Source organism: Cohnella soli, assembly GCF_042655525.1.
GTDB classification, from domain to species: Bacteria; Bacillota; Bacilli; order Paenibacillales; family Paenibacillaceae; genus Cohnella; species Cohnella soli.
The window spans coordinates 525777-543056 of record NZ_JBHSMI010000052.1 but is presented as its reverse complement, the minus strand read 5'-3'; the positions used below and the strand labels follow the sequence as shown (position 1 = coordinate 543056).

The 17280-nt window shown below is 47.0% G+C and carries 16 protein-coding genes and 1 pseudogene; 1 reads left to right on the top strand and 16 read right to left on the bottom strand.

The window, feature by feature from the left end; translation table 11 throughout:
• Positions 1-114: 114 nt before the first annotated feature.
• The 12 genes and pseudogenes from ACFPOF_RS26375 to ACFPOF_RS26320 form a co-directional block, all read right to left on the bottom strand.
• A complete protein-coding gene (locus ACFPOF_RS26375; protein ID WP_378138334.1) occupies positions 115-2022 on the bottom strand; it encodes an Ig-like domain-containing protein in 1908 nt (635 codons plus the stop codon).
• Between the two features lie 453 nt (positions 2023-2475).
• Positions 2476-2985: a C40 family peptidase gene (locus ACFPOF_RS26370; protein WP_378138332.1), complete on the bottom strand. Its 510-nt coding sequence runs from the start codon at positions 2983-2985 to the stop codon at positions 2476-2478.
• Positions 2986-3138: 153 nt separating this feature from the next.
• Entirely contained in the window at positions 3139-3834 is a 696-nt protein-coding gene (locus ACFPOF_RS26365) for a L,D-transpeptidase family protein (protein ID WP_378138330.1), read from the bottom strand.
• A gap of 329 nt (positions 3835-4163) precedes the next feature.
• The gene (locus ACFPOF_RS26360) at positions 4164-4571 is read right to left on the bottom strand and encodes a VOC family protein (protein ID WP_378138328.1); all 408 of its coding nucleotides are present in this window, start codon (positions 4569-4571) and stop codon (positions 4164-4166) included.
• Between the two features lie 582 nt (positions 4572-5153).
• Positions 5154-5942, bottom strand: coding sequence for an alpha/beta fold hydrolase (locus ACFPOF_RS26355; protein WP_378138326.1), 789 nt, complete (start codon positions 5940-5942; stop codon positions 5154-5156).
• Between the two features lie 305 nt (positions 5943-6247).
• Entirely contained in the window at positions 6248-6928 is a 681-nt protein-coding gene (locus ACFPOF_RS26350; protein WP_378138324.1) for an AarF/ABC1/UbiB kinase family protein, read from the bottom strand.
• A complete protein-coding gene (locus tag ACFPOF_RS26345) occupies positions 6831-7205 on the bottom strand; it encodes an AarF/UbiB family protein (RefSeq protein WP_378138548.1) in 375 nt (124 codons plus the stop codon). The genes ACFPOF_RS26350 and ACFPOF_RS26345 overlap by 98 nt, the downstream gene beginning before the upstream one ends.
• Before the next feature lie 34 nt (positions 7206-7239).
• Positions 7240-7473 (bottom strand): AarF/UbiB family protein, encoded by a 234-nt coding sequence (locus ACFPOF_RS26340; protein ID WP_378138322.1) that lies wholly within the window; start codon positions 7471-7473, stop codon positions 7240-7242.
• Between the two features lie 15 nt (positions 7474-7488).
• The gene (locus tag ACFPOF_RS26335; protein WP_378138320.1) at positions 7489-8040 is read right to left on the bottom strand and encodes a hypothetical protein; all 552 of its coding nucleotides are present in this window, start codon (positions 8038-8040) and stop codon (positions 7489-7491) included.
• 210 nt (positions 8041-8250) lie between these two features.
• Positions 8251-8649: pseudogene (locus ACFPOF_RS26330) on the bottom strand (oxalate:formate antiporter); the annotation flags it as partial.
• Positions 8650-9390, bottom strand: a complete 741-nt coding sequence (locus tag ACFPOF_RS26325; RefSeq protein ID WP_378138318.1) for an alpha/beta hydrolase family protein — start codon at positions 9388-9390, stop codon at positions 8650-8652.
• A 59-nt stretch (positions 9391-9449) separates the two neighbouring features.
• Positions 9450-10430: a phosphotransferase enzyme family protein gene (locus ACFPOF_RS26320; RefSeq protein WP_378138316.1), complete on the bottom strand. Its 981-nt coding sequence runs from the start codon at positions 10428-10430 to the stop codon at positions 9450-9452.
• Positions 10431-10951: 521 nt separating this feature from the next.
• Here ACFPOF_RS26320 and ACFPOF_RS26315 point away from each other — a divergent pair.
• Positions 10952-11677: a hypothetical protein gene (locus tag ACFPOF_RS26315; protein ID WP_378138314.1), complete on the top strand. Its 726-nt coding sequence runs from the start codon at positions 10952-10954 to the stop codon at positions 11675-11677.
• Between the two features lie 148 nt (positions 11678-11825).
• Here ACFPOF_RS26315 and ACFPOF_RS26310 read toward each other — a convergent pair whose 3' ends face one another.
• From ACFPOF_RS26310 to ACFPOF_RS26295, 4 genes are all read right to left on the bottom strand, one after another.
• Entirely contained in the window at positions 11826-12707 is an 882-nt protein-coding gene (locus tag ACFPOF_RS26310; RefSeq protein WP_378138312.1) for a metallophosphoesterase family protein, read from the bottom strand.
• 7 nt (positions 12708-12714) lie between these two features.
• Complete coding sequence (locus ACFPOF_RS26305; RefSeq protein WP_378138310.1) at positions 12715-14157, bottom strand: alpha-L-fucosidase; 1443 nt, start codon at positions 14155-14157, stop codon at positions 12715-12717.
• 294 nt (positions 14158-14451) lie between these two features.
• Positions 14452-16020, bottom strand: coding sequence for a hypothetical protein (locus ACFPOF_RS26300; RefSeq protein ID WP_378138308.1), 1569 nt, complete (start codon positions 16018-16020; stop codon positions 14452-14454).
• Between the two features lie 150 nt (positions 16021-16170).
• A complete protein-coding gene (locus ACFPOF_RS26295; RefSeq protein ID WP_378138306.1) occupies positions 16171-17139 on the bottom strand; it encodes an alpha-L-fucosidase in 969 nt (322 codons plus the stop codon).
• Between the last annotated feature and the right edge of the window lie 141 nt (positions 17140-17280).

Genomic DNA, 17280 nt, shown 5'->3' with positions numbered 1-17280 from the left:
CTCCATTAGGACGTACATGTACAGACCATATGATTACAGTATTAAAGCCCGAAGCCCTTACATCAAAAAAGGCCCACACCATCAAGGGTCAGGGCCAATTCATTTTCTGTTGTGTTACGTCTTCACCTTAATCTTAACGAGCTTCTGCACATCATTAAACGTAATCGTCACGAAAGCAACGCCTCGAGACAACGCATGCACTTTTCCATCAGCATCTACGCTTGCTACAGCAGGATTAGATGAGCTAAAGGAAGCGCGATTCGAGACATCCTCCCAGCGTCCGTCGCTATAGTCCGCGTAGACCAGCATGTTTCGCGACTCTCCCACCGACAGACTCCAGCTATTGCCGAGAGTGTACAGTTTCTCCACGAATCCGCTTTGAGCCGCTACGTTCACCTTCAGATTTGCAGTTGCTCCCTCGAAGGAAGCTTGGATTATCGCCGAGCCTGTTGCAATCCCATTCACTCCGTTCCCCGTTGACGTCAAAGCTGCAACTGAAGAGTTGGAAGAAGTTAGATTGGCTTCGGCAGTTACATCCCGCTCCGTTCCGTCACTGTATTTCGCAAACAACCGGAACGTCTCTGTCATGCCGACCTCGGTATTCAGCTCATTCGGAGTGAAGTACAATAACTCCAATGTGGGAGCAACATTTTCTACTTCTACCGCTACTGTCGCTTGCTCCCCTCCATAGGACACGGTAATCTGAGCTTTCCCCGCTGCAACGCCTTTAACTAGTCCGGCCGAATTAACCGTAGCAACCGTAGGATCGGATGATACATAACCGCTTTTTTCCGTTACCTCCATCGTCTGACCGTTGGTGGTATTCGCATTTACGGCAATCTGCCTTTCCTCGCCAACCAGCAAGCTCAATTCACCAGGATCAACTGTCAGCGATACAATCGAAGGTTCTCCCTCCGACAGCTTAAATACGCCATTTTCCTTCGAGAACCACCAGGCATTATTCAACCATTTCGCCTCTCCTGCAGGCACTTCAGATTCGACTCGAGTTCCTCCCGCCGCATCTGCACGGTTCAGGTAGTACCGGGTCGAACCTGACTCCGTTAGACTGTAGACTACCTCCCCGGTAGGGGACAGAGCTTGCAGTTTATACCCGGCGCTGCCCGAACCGATCTGCTGATCTTCCCCTTCCGGAGAACGCAGCCTGAGCGTGACTTGCCGATCTTCATCCAATTGAGGAAATGCGGTCCATCCCCCTGCGATAGCAATTTTCTGCTGGCGAAGGACAATCCCATAACGATCAAAGATATCTTGGTAAGGGCCGGCTAATTGAATGGTTCCTGATTCGGTTAGAAGTTGGATAACGGGGTCTGGATTAAAGTTGAGATAAAGAATGGAATCGCCGTCAACCTCGATTTTATTGTTATCTTCCTCCATCTCGTTTAGATATGCCGGCTTATTCGTCAAGGCGGTGCTTACCCCATCCTTATACCGGAACAATTGCTCCACGAAGGAATATAGAACGGTTCCATCATCCAGAATTTTAGCCTCTCCAAGCGGCCAATAATGATTAATCGGGTTAACTATCGTCTCCACCGTATTGCCATGGCGCAAACGGAGTCCGTTCGTCCCATATTCATCAAGAGAGCCGTCAGTGCCTGAGCTGTCGTAATAGGCGACATAAGGCCCGTTAACCGTCCAATAATAAGCTTGCAACCTCTGAAGCGTACCGTTTCGATATTCCGTCGATTCCCCATTCACACCGGGCAAGTGGAAAATAGCCCCTTCCGACGTAAGAGCTGCCTTATCCGGTTTCGTTGCGATACCCGTGGCAATTTCTATAGAGGCGCTCCCGTCCAATTGCTCGATCAGCACCTTCTGGCTTTCCGGCTTGTAGACGAGTACTTTCTCCGCATTGAAATCAAGCACCTGCCCATCGGTCTGATAAACTTCGATCAGTTGGGCCGGGGGTGCACCCGCATCCGCGAAAGTCATCGTCGGAAGCATTAAGCAAGCCGCGAGGCAAATGATCAGCCATGCCTTTTTGTTAAATGCTGCATTCATCAACTATTCCCCTCCTGTGCGACAGATCGCCGCAGTGGTGTATGACGCCCATAATGTATCACAGGAGATTTATAAAGAGATATGAGTATTTCCGCCTGATTAAATGGAGAAAAAGATGTGCTTTTTTTCGGCGAAATTACCTTCTGGTTCCAATTGACCAAAAACATGTAAGAGGTCGCAAGAGTCAACAGCGTTGATCAACTCAGGGTTATGAATAAGGGAATTTCTCGATCGGAATAACTAGCAATTATTACACCAATAAACATAAAATGATAAAACACGCTCTAGAATTAACGAAATTCACTGAAATATCTTTGGGACTTATGCACTCTTGCCCAAAAAAACGCCGGATATTGTTCCAGTAGGTTCACAATAATCGCAGCTATAATTGAAAAAAGCCCGCGAAGCGCGGACTTTTTAGCGATAAATTTATATACTTGTTAGGCTTGTCCCTCAGACGACGTGACGTCCCATGATGAAGCGGTTTTTGAAGTAACCACTATTTAAGCTCTTGATATTTACGCCAACGCCCGGTTGATTGTTAATAAAATTGCCGTTTCCGATATAGATGCCTACGTGTGAAATTTTTCCTGGGGTCCCGATGCTAAACATGACCAGGTCGCCGACACGCAGGGCGGACTTCGATTTAACGAGCGTGCCAATTTGGGCTTGTGCTCTAGAACCCCAAGGAATGGAAATCCCATTATTCTTGAAAACCAATTGAGTGAATGAAGAGCAATCAAGAATGAGCTTATGCGTGTCGCGTACTCCGAATTTATAACGAACTTTACCTATATAAGAAAATGCATTTTTGACAATTGATTGTTCAGTCGATGTAGCGGATACGGTTTGCGTCGACAACGCTTGAGTGGTTTGAGCGGTTGCTGCAAACGTTTCTGTACCTGAGAAGCTTCCTGCAATAATCGACATAGCAGCTAAAGAAGCAATAGACCATTTTTTCATGATGGCACACTTCCTTTCGAGAATTTTGGGATCGATCAATCACAAAACCGATTGTATCACGGTTTTCAATCCCAACTTGTCCCAATGAGAAAGGAAATGCCCCTAGGCTCATGTTATTACCACATCATGAAAATATAATAAGAAACTTATCATTTATTCCGACAGCCCCATGACTTCGTAAACCTTTTCAGAAACGACACCATCGATCGGCAACTGACGGTCTTTTTGAAATCTTTTTAACGCCCCAGTTGTATCGGATCGAAATTTGCCATTACAAATTCCTTGATAATACCCTGCACTCTTTAATCGAGACTGAATGAGTTGAACATCTCCTCCGACATCGCCTTCGGCCAGCTTCCTCGGTTCAAAATTTGGATCTCCCAGCACATGTCCGTATATGGTCACTACGGTTCCGATCGGAATAATCTCGAATAACTCTTTAACGTCTTTGTTTCTCATTCGGATACAACCATGGCTGAGATGCTTACCGATGGAATCCGGTTTGTTTGTACCATGTATCCCATATATGCCCCAGGACACATTTAAGCCGAGCCAGCGAGGTCCGAAAGATGGCCCCCAATCCTTCCCTTTGGAAATCACTTGGAACTCTCCGACCGGTGTTGGCGTGGATGGATTTCCGACCGCGATGGAATAGGTCTTGAATACTTGTCCTTGCATGGATACAACAAGCTTGTGGCGAAGCGGGTAAACTTCGATGGATATAATACCGTGGTCTTTAATAATCGGCAGCGAAGGGTTATTCTCCCCATAACTTGTTCTTTCGTTTCCGAAAAATAACACCAGAATAACAATTGTACTTCTTGCTAACCAGAATAATTTTTGTTTCATGTGTCTCACCCTTATGTATCAAAATAGGGAGGAAGCATCCACAGACCCAAGAAGATTATTCCCGCGATTTATTTTCCTATTCAATACTACACCAAGTTAACTAACGAACGGATGTGTAGCGGAGCGCCACGACACGTGATCCAGCGTCCGCGAGAAGACGTACTTGGGTTTCCGCTCGAGCTTCCGTGCGAAGTCCACCAAGAATTGAGGTCCGTTGCCGCTGCTGGCAATGGCTGGCCAAGCGCTTTCCATCAGCTGGTAGTCACATTCATCATCATGATTTACACGTCCCATTTGCAGCCTCCTTTTTGCCGATAGGTCACGTTAACTTAGTCACTTCCACCAAAGACCATGACATATCCATCCAGGTCTTTTACAGCAAAGTGCTTCCATTTTCTATTTCCCATTGGTTCTATTCTTGGTTCGTATGCTATTATCGCTCCCTTTGACTTAAATTCATTATACAATTGTCCAACCCCGTCAAAATTGCTATAAAAATATGAATCCCATCCAATAGTGTGCTCGTCCCAGGTTGGTTTATATGGCTTTGGATTAGGGCGAACGTCTTCGGGCTTATGAGCTTGTTGAAGGATAAAGCCAAGATTATTACCACGTTCGGTATGCCCCCAACCGTCAACTTGAAAGCCTAGTACATCTTGATAATACGTTTTTGCTTTTTCGAAATCCGAAACTAATCTGACTTGGAGAAAGTTCTTAAGATAAATTTCGTTACTCAAAGGAACACACTCCCGTTAGTGGATTTACTCATTAAATGCTAAATTCTCCATCCATTACTCTATCCCTTTATTTGAGGGCACTTTGAGGCAATGTTTCAATTGTGCAAATCGTCTATAAGTAGGCATGCATACAGTCAAGCGGTTAGTCGCCTACATAGATTAAGTTACACTTGCATGTGAAATTATGAATATCTTCTGCTAGGAGTGATGATAAGGCCCATATGGAAAATAAAAGATCATTTAGACAACCGCCGCAGTCTCCTCCACCCACAGTCATTCCGCCGAAACCCGCAGTTTCTTATCTCATCGACTGTATGTACCAGATCACCTATGTTTGGCTGAGGTCTGGCGAAAACTTCTGGTTTTATCCGACATCTGTCGATATGGACGGTGTTGCAGGGTTTAGATGGAGTGGATCATACTGGTACTTCTATGGTATCGATCCGCGATTCATCGATGCCTCATCATGTCCTCCGATCCCTACTCTTTTCTGAGCATTAAAAACAGAGTGCTGGTAATTTTCATCACCGCACTCTGTTTTTAATATTCAGGACAAGGCTTGGGGGGGCAAGCACAATTAATTTACTTGGAGAAAAAATCAGTCAAAACGGCAGCGAGTAGATCCGGAGCCACATTATGATCCTGGCCTTCCATCATGTGGAGCTTTGCATTAGAGAGTCTGTCCACGAGCGCTTTCACCGCATTTTGCTGGTACTCAGGACTTGCTCCTCCCCCCACGACAAGTGTAGGTATCGAGACGGAAGACCACCGCTCGGCTGGCAGTGGGTTACCCGACATGCAGTCCCCCATGATGGTTCCATCATAGATTAGCGTGTGTGCTACATCTTCCATTGCCTGCCAGAATGGTGCGCTGCGCATCGATGCAATGAACTCAGCAGGAACACCTGCAGCCTTCGTCAAGAAATACTCGACTGCATCGCCTCTACGGTTCGACGTTGTCAGCTCTTTGAGCTGTATTAAGTAATCCTTCGGCAGCGGAGGTCGCGTATTGTCAACGACGAACGGTGGCTCGTACACTGCTAGCTTCGTGATAGTAAGCTTAGTTGCCGCATCGAGAGCAAGGACCGCTCCGGAAGACATGCCGTATACGAATGCCGATCCGCCAGCTTCGTTGATGAGGGTTTCGATATCTTCGACTTCGCGCTCAACCGCGTACGTCGCCCCGTCGCCGCTATCCCCTCGACCGCGACGATCGTAGTTGAACACGGTAAAGTGGGTTGACAGATGCGAAGCAAGCTCCGACATCATCGAACGGGTTTGAAATGCTGCACATACCAGAATGAGCGCCGGTCCATTCCCGGTTTTATCAAATGCAATGGCGGTTCCATCTTTCGAAATGACTTTTTTCATCGTAATATCCCCCTATGAGTTGAAAAATAATAGTCGTTTGTATCCTATTTGAAATGTTCAAAACGTCGGTCCTACAGTTTTGGTAAAATCTCCAACTCTCCATTCTCGTAGTTGGATCATCCCCTTTCTTGATTGCTAGCTTTTACCGGTACCCTCACTTTACAGCATTACGTTACGTAAGGATCAAGCTAATCTTTCTTGGGGTATAAAAAAAAGAAACCGCGATTTACGCGGTTTAATGGAACAAACAATGTCGACATTCACCAAAATACACCCTCTATAGATTGTTGAACAGCCTGCAAGAGCTACTCCTTGGTTTGCTTCAAATTCCGTACAGCATGGATTACAACTCGAATGAGCAAGAGCGCGCTGATCAATATGCCGCAATATCCGAAAACAGCCATGATGTTAAACCCATCACGAGTGTCAAGGCCGCGTATGCTTAGCAGTCCGATGGAGATGCCTCCGAACGCCGTTCCGACGAAGGCCAGCAAAGTCTGTGAAATCCATTTCGTCACGAACGAGGTATTGGCCTTGTCGGAGAAAAAGCCTACCTTAACGGACATCTCGCCTTTCTCCAACATAGACCCGATATGGTCGAGTCGCCGCGGCAGCCTGCGAATAACGGGGAGCAGCTCAAGCAATTCATTCGTTGCCGCTTTCCGCAGATCGGTGTAATCACTGACAGGTAAGAACTCCGCCTTATGCTCCTTGGCGAAGCGGCGGGATTCGTCCATTAAGCTAAATAAAGGATTCAATTGCGCCATCGTGCCCTCAAGTGTAATCAGTGAGCGAAACGCGCCCGCAACATTCGGGTAAAACGAAAATCCGAACTCCCCCATCATCCGAAACAATCCCTGTATGAACGCATCCGAGCTTCCCGCCGTATCATATGCCGTCTGAACCAGTAGCTGACTGAGCGCTTGTTCCAAATCTTCTTTTTCGATTTCCTGTTGCGGCTCGACCAGTTGCAGCAGAGCATCCATGATCACATACGCGTTTGCGCTGTTCGAATCCGATCAACAGCCTCTTCAGGGCATCCCGCTGCAGCGTTCCGAGTCGCCCGACCGAACCGAAATCCAGTAGTGCAGGGGTTCCATCATTCAAAATATAGACGTTGCCGGGATGGGGGTCGGCATGGAAAATTCCATTCATGAAGATTTGCTCCAGCATGCAATCGAATAGTTGCTGCTGAACGTGTTGACGATCGATGCCTCGTTCGTCCAGTATAGCCGTTCCCCTCTTGACGCTAACGCCCTCCAAATATTCGATGACGAGTATTTTCGCGTTACTTAGCTCACGCCCAAGCCGCAAAGCGCACTAAAATGTCCAAATCGTGCTGTAACTTGGAAATGATATCCGGACGTAGCAGCTTGACGACGACTTCCTTCCCGCTCTTAAGCAGCGTGGCACGATGGACTTGTCCGATCGACGCCGCAGCGAGCGGTTCCAATTCGAATGTTTGAAAAATCTCGTCTTTGGGGCGTCCCAGTTGTTTGGCTAATATCTCCTCCACCTGGGCAGTCGTCAATCGGGCGACGTTTTCCTACAAGTGCGATAGCTCTTCGATAACCGCCGTGGGCAACAGATCCGAACGCGTCGACAACACCTGACCGAATTTGATAAAAAAACCGCCGCAGTCCTCGAGCATTTTGCGAAGCGATACAGCCACCTTCTGATCTAAAGCCGCCGATCGTTTGAGGGCCAGATTTTTGCCTACGCCGTTCTTGAGCGCGATCAGCAGCACTTGGACGTATCTTCTCTGTCTTCGCCACCAGGCTGACAGTTTTCTGAACGGGTTTTTCGTATCGGTGAGACGCTCGCCCCGCTCCCCAAGAGGAATAGGGTCGAACATCTCGAACAAGAGATAGAATAGCAAGGCGACGATGACCATGCTGAGCAGCCATAACCATCCGTCGGCTCCGAAGCTATCGCTGTTGTTATGGTAACGCAAGTACGAGTACCAATAGACGGAAGTCGTTACAATGACGCTGGACAGAGATGCCAGAACTTGTTTCATGAAGCTGATGTTCGTCCCGATCAATCGGCCGATGACGATAATCATAATAACGGCTAGTAAAATAATTTGAAAGTACATCGGTCCACTCCTTTAGTAAAGGGTTCGCCTCATATTATACATAATTTTGGCAGAGAGCGGAGTCCTTGTAGACAAGTCTATTCCTCTTTAAAAAGGATAAAGGCTGCCCCTATCGGCAACCTTATCATTTATCCTATCGGGTTAATGTGCCTAATTCTGATATTGACTCCTGATACCATCAAGAAACTCGATTGAGACGCACTCTGCTGGATGGCCATTGCAAATGAGTACCAACGGCCCCAACACAACGTTGCGCATAAATGTTAGGGTATCGATTACTTCGAATAATTCACCTCTCCCTAATTTTGTGGCGCAGTAATGTACCCATACCCAGAAGCGATCTTCAATCCACTGGAGATGATGGACAGGGAGAGAGGGACTTGTTTTACCGATTATCGTTGTAATATCAGAACCTCTCTCCCAAAGAATGAGTGGATTCTCAATTCGGGCCTCGAGCTCTTCCAGTTGTACAAATTTAAGGTCTACATGAAGAGGGGCTGGGCCATATAAACAAATAAGCAATCTGGTTTCCCCAACATGCTCGCCTGTGAAAGCAGAAAGTAAATGACCGAGCCCTTCGGCAATTCGGAAGCGTTGTTCCAAGAACTCTTACATTTTGGGGGCAATGCATTGTCTGATCACGAACGAAACGATAGGTTCCGGCTGTTCCAGACCGTGGGGATGATGGCCGATACCTTTTTTGATTATCGTCTCAATTGTTCCTCCAAGCTCTCTATAACGTTCAGCCAGAAGGAGTCCGTTCTCCACATAGGGAACAACATCGTCCGCATCGCCGGCCACAAGGATAATTGGAATTCTCGCCGCGGCCACTGCCTCCACCTTGTTCAGTGGAGATACTTGCGCTGTTATCGACTGCTCTTCCGTAATTCCGTAAGCAGTTAAACACTCCTGCCACTCTCGCTCTCCTCCGACGCCTTCCCCCTTACCTCCGGGCCAGCTTCGAATATCTAGCACAGGAGCATCCAGATACAAAACCGCGACATTGTCCGGGTATGCTGCCGCATAGTTAAAGGCATATAGCCCCCCACGGCTGAGACCGGCTATAATTGCCTTCTCCGCCAACCCGAACATCCGCGTGACGTAAGATTGGAATTTTTTCATCCCCTCCACCGCATCGGGGCACCCATAGCGATCGTTCTGCCGGTAATAAGCGCGACAGAAGCCTTTTTCAAGCAGTGCCATATCTGCATTGTCGAAAGCATCGAAAAACTCTGCTCGCCACACCCACGGCCTGCCTTCGGCAAATACTTTCGGCAAAACAACCAAACCTTCCTTGCCATCCAATTCAAACTCAATGCACTCATAGCCTCGCCAATTTGTTACTCTCATATCTATACCCCCTATTTCATCTATTTAGTAGAAAACTTAGAATCCGTAGTCAAAGAGAATTAGAACTCATCAATCAAAGAAATGCCCTTCATAATCCGCATTCTACTATCTTGCAGGAAATCGCGAGTCCAATCGTTTGGTTGACTTAAATCCCAACTCCGGTGCATGCCGACGACTACGATAATTTCGCGTAATCTAAGGAAAAGCTCCAGTTGCTCCTTCCAACCATCTGGCATTTGTCGGCCTTCCTCTGTGTAGCCCCGTTCGAAATGTTTAATGAAAAGTTCGTATTGCACCTTGCGTTCAGACTTCGAATCTTCCCCGAAAACATAAAGCAAATAATAGAGTTGGATAGCAATGTCCTCAACATACCAACTGTACTGACACTCGTCGAAGTCGAAGAGTGTTATCTGCCCTAATTCATCGATCGTGAAATTACCTACATTGATATCGCCGTGAATTAAACCGAAATTCTCAGCAGTAATTGGAAGGCAAGCCAAATGTGCTTTTAGTACATCAAGAGCATGAAGGAGTTCAGACGGCAAATAATCTTTGGCTCGTTTGAGGTATTCATTAAACTCCCAAGTGTGTCTTTTAGCCGTAGGTTTGTAAAGCTTGGCCAGCTCATGAAGGCGCCCCGTTATGCGCCCGCATTGTTCATAGAGCATAGGATTACCTAGGCATTCCGGATATCCGATTTTTTGGCCTGGTGCGTGTTTAAATGAAGTTACGTAGTAATCCATTGTGCTCCCGTGGATGCGATGAATATCCTCTCCATCAGCCGAAGAAACTGGGATTGAAACCGACAAACCATTCTCCGAAAGGTAACGAATCCATTCTATTTCGGCTGTAACTCCTTCTTTTGTGCGAAGAGTGCTCGGAGTGAAGCGGAGTATGTATTTCAATTCATCGCGATTATAGGAATAAACAAAGTTTTGAAAGCCTCCAACGAAAGTAAGATCCTCTAGGCTTACCCCAAACCGCTCAGCGCCATCACCTGCATGTTCGTCCAGGAACATTGATTTAATTTTTGGGTCCATGAGTTCTCCTTGTTCTTTTTGAGGGTTGGGTCTAATTAATGAGTAACAGATCTGTTCATCTGCTTAGCGGATATCAGATATAGAATTAGCACTACTCCAAAAAGGTTCCATACACTCGGTATTGATGCGAACGTTAGATATAGCCCAACAGGCAGGGACCAAATAAATACCATGTACATTAGGAAGCGGTTTTTCAAAAATGAACTAACTATGCCTAATATCGCAGGAAGGATCAACAAGACAAAAATGATTATGAGCGTTTCTTTATTCAACTGAGTTCTCGAATAAGGATTCCAAAATAAAAAAATACAACTCAAAACGATACATCCCACTGAAGCAATCAACCCGAAAAAGGTGCTTTTCAAAAACACCATCTCCATTCGAGGACCTTATTCCCTTCTAAATTATACCATCGTACATGCATCTTGCGCCGATATTCCATACTTCGACATACAATAACTTTTTTTAGAAATATAATGAATGCATCATCGGCTCATCCCAATTTTAAGGAGGAATTCATAATGATTCAAAAGAAACTGCTGCAAATTGCGCTTTCGGCACTTATTTTGCTAGCTATCGTTATGCCAACCGGAATAGCTGGGGCAGGTACGACTGAAGTCAGCCTGCTAAATGCCAGCGTGACCAAAATTGTGGGCACAAGCAATGTTACGTTTAAGGGACAAATAGAAGTGCAAAACATCGCTTATACAAAAGTAGTACAGGTGTATAGCGCTTCCGGAACGAAGCTTGCTGACGCTTATTATGTCGGCTCCGCCGGAGCGGGCTACGAGAACTGGGAGTTCTCCAACACGTTGACAGGTGTTACGGGAGCAACCTTTTACATCCAATATACGGTGAACGGCCAGACGTATTACGACAATAATGGCGGCAATAATTTCAGTATCAGTTCCGATCCGCTGTCTGGAGCAAGCGATGTTGTGCTAGCCAAGTCCGCTCTGATAACCAACGCGCAGATAAGTTCTTCCACTTCCATTAACGGCACTGTTACTTTAAAAAATCTCAGCCCTACAAAGACAGTAACGATCGTGTATACCACGAACAACTGGGCAACCTCGAGCAGTGTGACCGCCAGCTACTCTACTCCGCATTTTTCATATGAGTATTGGACATTCCAGATCACGGGATTGTCCTCTGGGCAGACTGTCAAGTTCTATGTCGATTATTTAGCTAACGGCACCCATTACTACGATAACAATTTGGGTCGCGATTATTTGATTACGATGTAAGACAAAAGAACGAATGCTTTCTCGTTGATCAGAGCCGATGATAAACTGAGCCGCTTCCCTCGCAACCATTTTGTTGCCTGGAAGCGGCTTGGATAACAAAAAAAAAGCCGCGATTTTTATGCGGCTTCTGTTGGGGGTTGATATTCTCCTATACGATCCAAGTGTCAAACTCGCGCTTCCCTTCATGCAAGGTGATGACTCTTGCCCCGCGCTCCAACTTCCCATAAGTATTATATCCGGTAACCCTGCCGTAGCATAGCTGAATGCCATGAAGCTCCCCGATAAAATCATTATCGTGATCATGTCCGGCGAAGGTTCCCATGACATCCCCTTGTTCCAGCATAGCCGTAAATAAACCGCTATTCAACTTAGGACAGCAAACCTTCTCACCTTTAATTCCATTAATCGTACCATCCTGCCAAGTTTGCTCGTATTCCGGTATTGGAATATGAAAAAATGCGAGTCCAGGCAGCGGGCCGCTATTCTTCTGTGCGAGCTTGGTAGATTCCATTCTATACCACTGGACCTGATCCGGGTGAATCCACTCGTATCCCCCGATGGGCTCCGGCGCGGAATCGCCCGAATCAAAGAAATACATAATAGCCGCAGCCTCATCATTCCTTGAACCAGCAACTGTCAGAATATAGTTGCCTACGCCATGGATATCTTCAGGTCCGTCCTCCGTTAAGTTGCTTGCGTACTCTTTCACGATTTCGTTCAAGCGCTGACGCGTAATTCCCTTCTCCGAATCGTGATTACCATAAATGACGGCGAATGGAATACCTGTTTGAACGACACCCGCAATCGCCCTGCGGAAAGTTTTTTCCTGATCCTCTACATCGTAGCTGGATATCACATCGCCTGTAAGAACGATCAGATCCGGCTTCTGCTCTGCCATAATGGACTGCATGAGCGTTAGCGTTCGGTCATCCTTTTCCGGTTCTATCCGTCCATCCTTGATATGCATATCCGTAAACTGCACGATTTTAAATGTACCGTTCTCTCTAAACTTCAATGGAACACTAGTCATTCTCAATTTACTCCTCAATTGATGGACTGTTATATACTTGGAAGCTTTCCAGCGTCGGCTGCCATCGCGAAGACGTTATGGAGAGTCGAATATGTCGTGCATTGACTTTGTCGAACCGGCAAATGCGTTTATACCCGACGACTGTTCCTTGGGCTAGCGGTTTCCATTCGTCTCCATCTTTCCACTCAAGATCAAAGGATTCAATTCGTTGACCTATCCGGATATGTTCCTTCAGAACGATATGGTCGAACGCCTTCTCCTCCTGCAGATCGATGACGATCGCCGCTTGCTCCGTCCCTTCCGGAGGGCACCAGAAAGTGTCCGGATTTCCGTCCAACACATGATTCGCAGGGTGCAAAGCGTCTTCATGCGAGGAGATCGCACTGACAACCGCCCCCTTACACAAGTCGTGCTGAAAGGTCCCCTGAATGACCTGCCCAAGCTCTTTCATCCTCAGCGCATCATTCTCGTGTATCAATCCACGTTTATCCGGCGGCAAGTTCAGCAGAAACGCAGCATTCCCTCCTACGGCCCCATAATAAACTTTCATGAGTTCGTTAAGAGACTTAACCTGGTTATCCTCTTCAGAGTGATAGAACCATCCTGGCCGGATCGAAGTGTTGACTTCAGCGGGATACCAAATAAGTCCGCTACCCGCGTTTCGTATCACTTCTCGACTCCCAAGATCATCTTCATGCGAGTTCACTCGCTTGGCGAATTCTCCGTCATCTACTTTTTGCGAATTTTCATGAATCTTCTCGTTGTCCTGCATACTCGCAGGTACGACGCTCCATTCGGAAGTGCGCGTATGGCCGGCTTCATTGCCGCACCAGCGTACGTCCGGCCCGCAAACGGATATTACAGCGCCGGGTTGCAGCTCTCGAATAAGCCGGTAATAACTATCCCAATCATATATCTGTCTCTTCCCGTTAGGTCCCTCTCCGCAAGCTCCATCGAACCAAACGCAGAAAATATCGCCGTATTCGGTTAATAACTCCCGAAGCTGATTCATGAAAAATGTGTTATACACTTCTGAGTCTCCGTAGGTCGGTTCATGCATATCCCATGGGGACAAGTAGATGCCGAAGCGTATACCGCCGGCGCGGCAAGCATCGGCAACCTCGCGAACCAGATCGCCGTTTCCTCCCCTCCACGGGCTGCTCTTGACGGAATGATCGGTGTAACGGCTCGGCCACAGGCAAAATCCATCGTGATGCTTGCAGGTTAGGATCAGCCCCTTCATGCCGGCCGATTTACAAACTTCCACCCATTGAGCCGCGTCCAATGCGCTTGGATTGAAAATGGCAGGATCTTCATCCCCCCGCCCCCACTCTAAATTCGTAAACGTATTCACGGTAAAATGAATAAATCCATAGAACTCCATTTGTTGCCATGCCAGCTGTCGTTCCGAAGGCTTAATTTCTGCTGCAGATTGAATGAATAGTTCCATGCTGCACATCCTCATAAGGAATATTTTCTCAATGCGGCCTCTCGATCTCTGTAAAAAAAACAATGCTGGTATCGATTCCAGATCGAATGAACAAAAAATGGAATCAAGATCCCTTTTACCTCATGTTAACGATAACCTGATCTTCCTAATGCCGCTTCCATGTGCTTGATTATATCAAGCCAATTAATGAAATGCTAGTGAATGTTAACGGTAACATTAGAATCGGAAATTCCCGTCTTCCAATGAAAAAGCAGCCGATCTTTGTGACCAGCTGCTGCTCCGTCTTTCCAAGGATTATAGGCCTTCGACTACACGAGTGGTAAGTTGCCGTTTGGCGAAGTCGAATACAAATTCAACAACCTCGTTATCCCGTTCTACGATCAATATCGATTTGTTCGAAGATCCGCTTCGAGGGTAATTGTCGATCGAAAACGTCTGAGACAAGGTTCCGTAAGGAGCTACCGCATAATCGAACTCTCCTCGGAACGGAAAAACGAACGTGCGACGGTAAATACCTTTCCCTGCATAATACATGCGGGTTGTCTCACTGTTGGAATCATTACTGATCGCACCGACCTGGTGCTGGAAGCTGCCGTACAGAATGACGCGGGCCGGAAGCTTGACGCCGGTCTCCGGATCGAAGTCGTTCGTTGCACCAAAGGGTGAATTGGGTATCGGGTTGCTTGCTTGGCCACGGAGATTGTGCTCCGATTGCCAAATCTTCTTGATCGTCTCTTCTTGACCGAATCCGAACGGACACCCGGTGCTTGCCTGATTAGCTTGATAGCAGTCCGTTACCCCTTCGCCTCCGCCGCTTGCTGGCATCGAGATTTGGCAGCTGCCCAATGTTCTGCGGATCGGCATTTGCAAGTAAGCATGGATGTTGTTCACGGCCGTCCACTTGAAGGCATAAGCCAAGAAATGATTGCGGCTCTCTGGATCCTGCGAGGCAAACCATGCAATCTGATCGTAGCCCCACCATTCCTTCCAGGCTCGGCGCTCATACGGGAAGCCGTCGCTTTCGCTGAAGAACTTTCCTCCCCAATTATCGAGCTCCATCAGCATCGGCAAGGTATCGCAGCTCCAGCCGCTTGGCGTTACGCCGCCTTCGCTGAATCCCTCTAGCACTAATGCGAGCTTTTCTCCAGTCTGATCCAAGATCGGCATCCGCGAATAGGGCATGGAATGAAAATCAAACAATAACGTGCCGTTAATATTCACCCCGTGCGTATGCGCGTCAAGCAATACGATGCCTCGTCTTGCATGGGCTCTGGCATAGTCCCTTATCTTCTGGAACAAAGCGATTGTTTTCTTAAATCCGTTGTCTTCTGCGGTATATAGATGGACTTGTCCCATATGGATCGCTTCGTATCCGGCGTCGATATAACGCGCAGCCCTGTAGAAGAACCATAGCTGCGTCTCCAGCTTATTCATGTTCGGAATGCCGCCGTCCCCATCCCACACGAATCCTTTCGGTTTCGAATCGAACAGCATGTCCGAATAACGGAACGTACGCCGTTCGACCGGCAATTGAAACGCATCGAAAACCCAAGCCGGTATTTCAATGGTTTCCACGCCGCTGTAAACGGCTTCAAAAATGCACGTCTGCAACATAATGTCCGGGTCGACCTCATGCACGCGTTCCGCAAGAGTCTGAGAGTTCCGGAAATGCGCGTCATCATCCGGTTCCAGCAGCCACACGCCCGAAGCACGGCCAAGAAACTTGGCGCCAATGTTGCCGATCATGCGCAAATCGTCGTCCAACGTCGTACTGTTGACCAGATCCGCGGCCGTGACCGCTCGCGAAAGGTAGCTTTCCAGCGCATCGCGACTAATCGTTCCGTTAAACCTAGACTGGGTCATACGTACCTCCAATATCGTGATTTGTCTCGAAGAGAAGTTGTACACCATCTATATGGTAACGATTCCATATAAACAGATACACATACTATACCATCTCTTTCATGATAATGAGAGGTGTTTTCAAGAAAAACAAAAAATCAATGCCAATATTCATCTAATTAACCAGTTCTCAGGAATCTCAGTGAGATCCGCAGGCTGTCGATATCGTGCTCCGATATCTCTAAAGCGGTTTATAACGTTATCATCCAACAAGCCACACTGATTCGGGGCGCCATTTAATAGAAACGTCACATTATGTCGGTTTGCATCTCGGACCTTTTCCAGTACCCAGTCTGTCGTTCTGAGGTCAAGGGTCGAATCTGACGTTCTCCAGAACCAGGTGTCGGTTAAAACATTACAGCTCGCGCCAGGGCCAGCAAATGAATCCTCTATTTCTTGTCCGGCCGCATTTTCATAAAAAACGACATCTGTATGATCTAGATTGGATTCACAGCTAATATTCATCAACAGACACTGCGGCTGCAGTTGCTTGACCCATGCGTCAATTTCTTCGAAAGGCAGCTCTTCATAATTAGGACCACCCCAATGAGCATTCCAGCCATCGATAATCAGGAAAGGAATGTCACCATAGTCGGTCAACAGTTCTTCAAGCTGATTTTTAATGAACTGCTTATGTTCCGGCGTGCATTTTTTTCGGCCTATTTGATGATGCAGGTCCAGCATAGAGAAATAAAGTCCCGTTGTGATCCCTTCTTGTTTAAAAGCTTGCAGATATTCTTTTACGACATCCCGTTTGTTGGTTGCATTTCGAATGCAATGTTCTGTATATCGGGTTGACCATAAACTGAATCCTTCATGGTGCTTCGCTGTCAACACTGCGAATTTCATGCCAGCCGATTTAGCTGCTTTGGACCACTGCTTGCAATCCAGTTGCTCAGGATTCCAGTCTTTCGGATCAAATACAAATCTGCGAGGCTCATCTCCATTCTCATGATCATATTCCCAGTCGTTGATCTCCGAATCGGCAAACTGGAACGTCGCGCTATTAAAGTGGATGAACATCCCGAATCTTTGGTTCACAAAGCAACGTTGTCGCCCTAACAGTTCTTCATGATTCATGATAATATCTCACTCCCAAGGATAGACTAACTATCATATGATATCTACCACTCTACATGATGGAAAAGCTTGATTCAGCTGACAATATCGACTTATTATCCTACAATATCTACATCCTATATACCTAGGTGATGAAATGCT

Coding starts and splice junctions, on each gene's coding strand:
- ACFPOF_RS26375 (WP_378138334.1), bottom strand. CDS start 2,022: ATGAATGCAGCATTTAACAAAAAGGCATGGCTGATCATTTGCCTCGCG.
- ACFPOF_RS26370 (WP_378138332.1), bottom strand. CDS start 2,985: ATGAAAAAATGGTCTATTGCTTCTTTAGCTGCTATGTCGATTATTGCA.
- ACFPOF_RS26365 (WP_378138330.1), bottom strand. CDS start 3,834: ATGAAACAAAAATTATTCTGGTTAGCAAGAAGTACAATTGTTATTCTG.
- ACFPOF_RS26355 (WP_378138326.1), bottom strand. CDS start 5,942: ATGAAAAAAGTCATTTCGAAAGATGGAACCGCCATTGCATTTGATAAA.
- ACFPOF_RS26350 (WP_378138324.1), bottom strand. CDS start 6,928: ATGGATGCTCTGCTGCAACTGGTCGAGCCGCAACAGGAAATCGAAAAA.
- ACFPOF_RS26335 (WP_378138320.1), bottom strand. CDS start 8,040: ATGTACTTTCAAATTATTTTACTAGCCGTTATTATGATTATCGTCATC.
- ACFPOF_RS26325 (WP_378138318.1), bottom strand. CDS start 9,390: ATGAGAGTAACAAATTGGCGAGGCTATGAGTGCATTGAGTTTGAATTG.
- ACFPOF_RS26320 (WP_378138316.1), bottom strand. CDS start 10,430: ATGGACCCAAAAATTAAATCAATGTTCCTGGACGAACATGCAGGTGAT.
- ACFPOF_RS26315 (WP_378138314.1), top strand. CDS start 10,952: ATGATTCAAAAGAAACTGCTGCAAATTGCGCTTTCGGCACTTATTTTG.
- ACFPOF_RS26310 (WP_378138312.1), bottom strand. CDS start 12,707: ATGACTAGTGTTCCATTGAAGTTTAGAGAGAACGGTACATTTAAAATC.
- ACFPOF_RS26305 (WP_378138310.1), bottom strand. CDS start 14,157: ATGGAACTATTCATTCAATCTGCAGCAGAAATTAAGCCTTCGGAACGA.
- ACFPOF_RS26300 (WP_378138308.1), bottom strand. CDS start 16,020: ATGACCCAGTCTAGGTTTAACGGAACGATTAGTCGCGATGCGCTGGAA.
- ACFPOF_RS26295 (WP_378138306.1), bottom strand. CDS start 17,139: ATGAATCATGAAGAACTGTTAGGGCGACAACGTTGCTTTGTGAACCAA.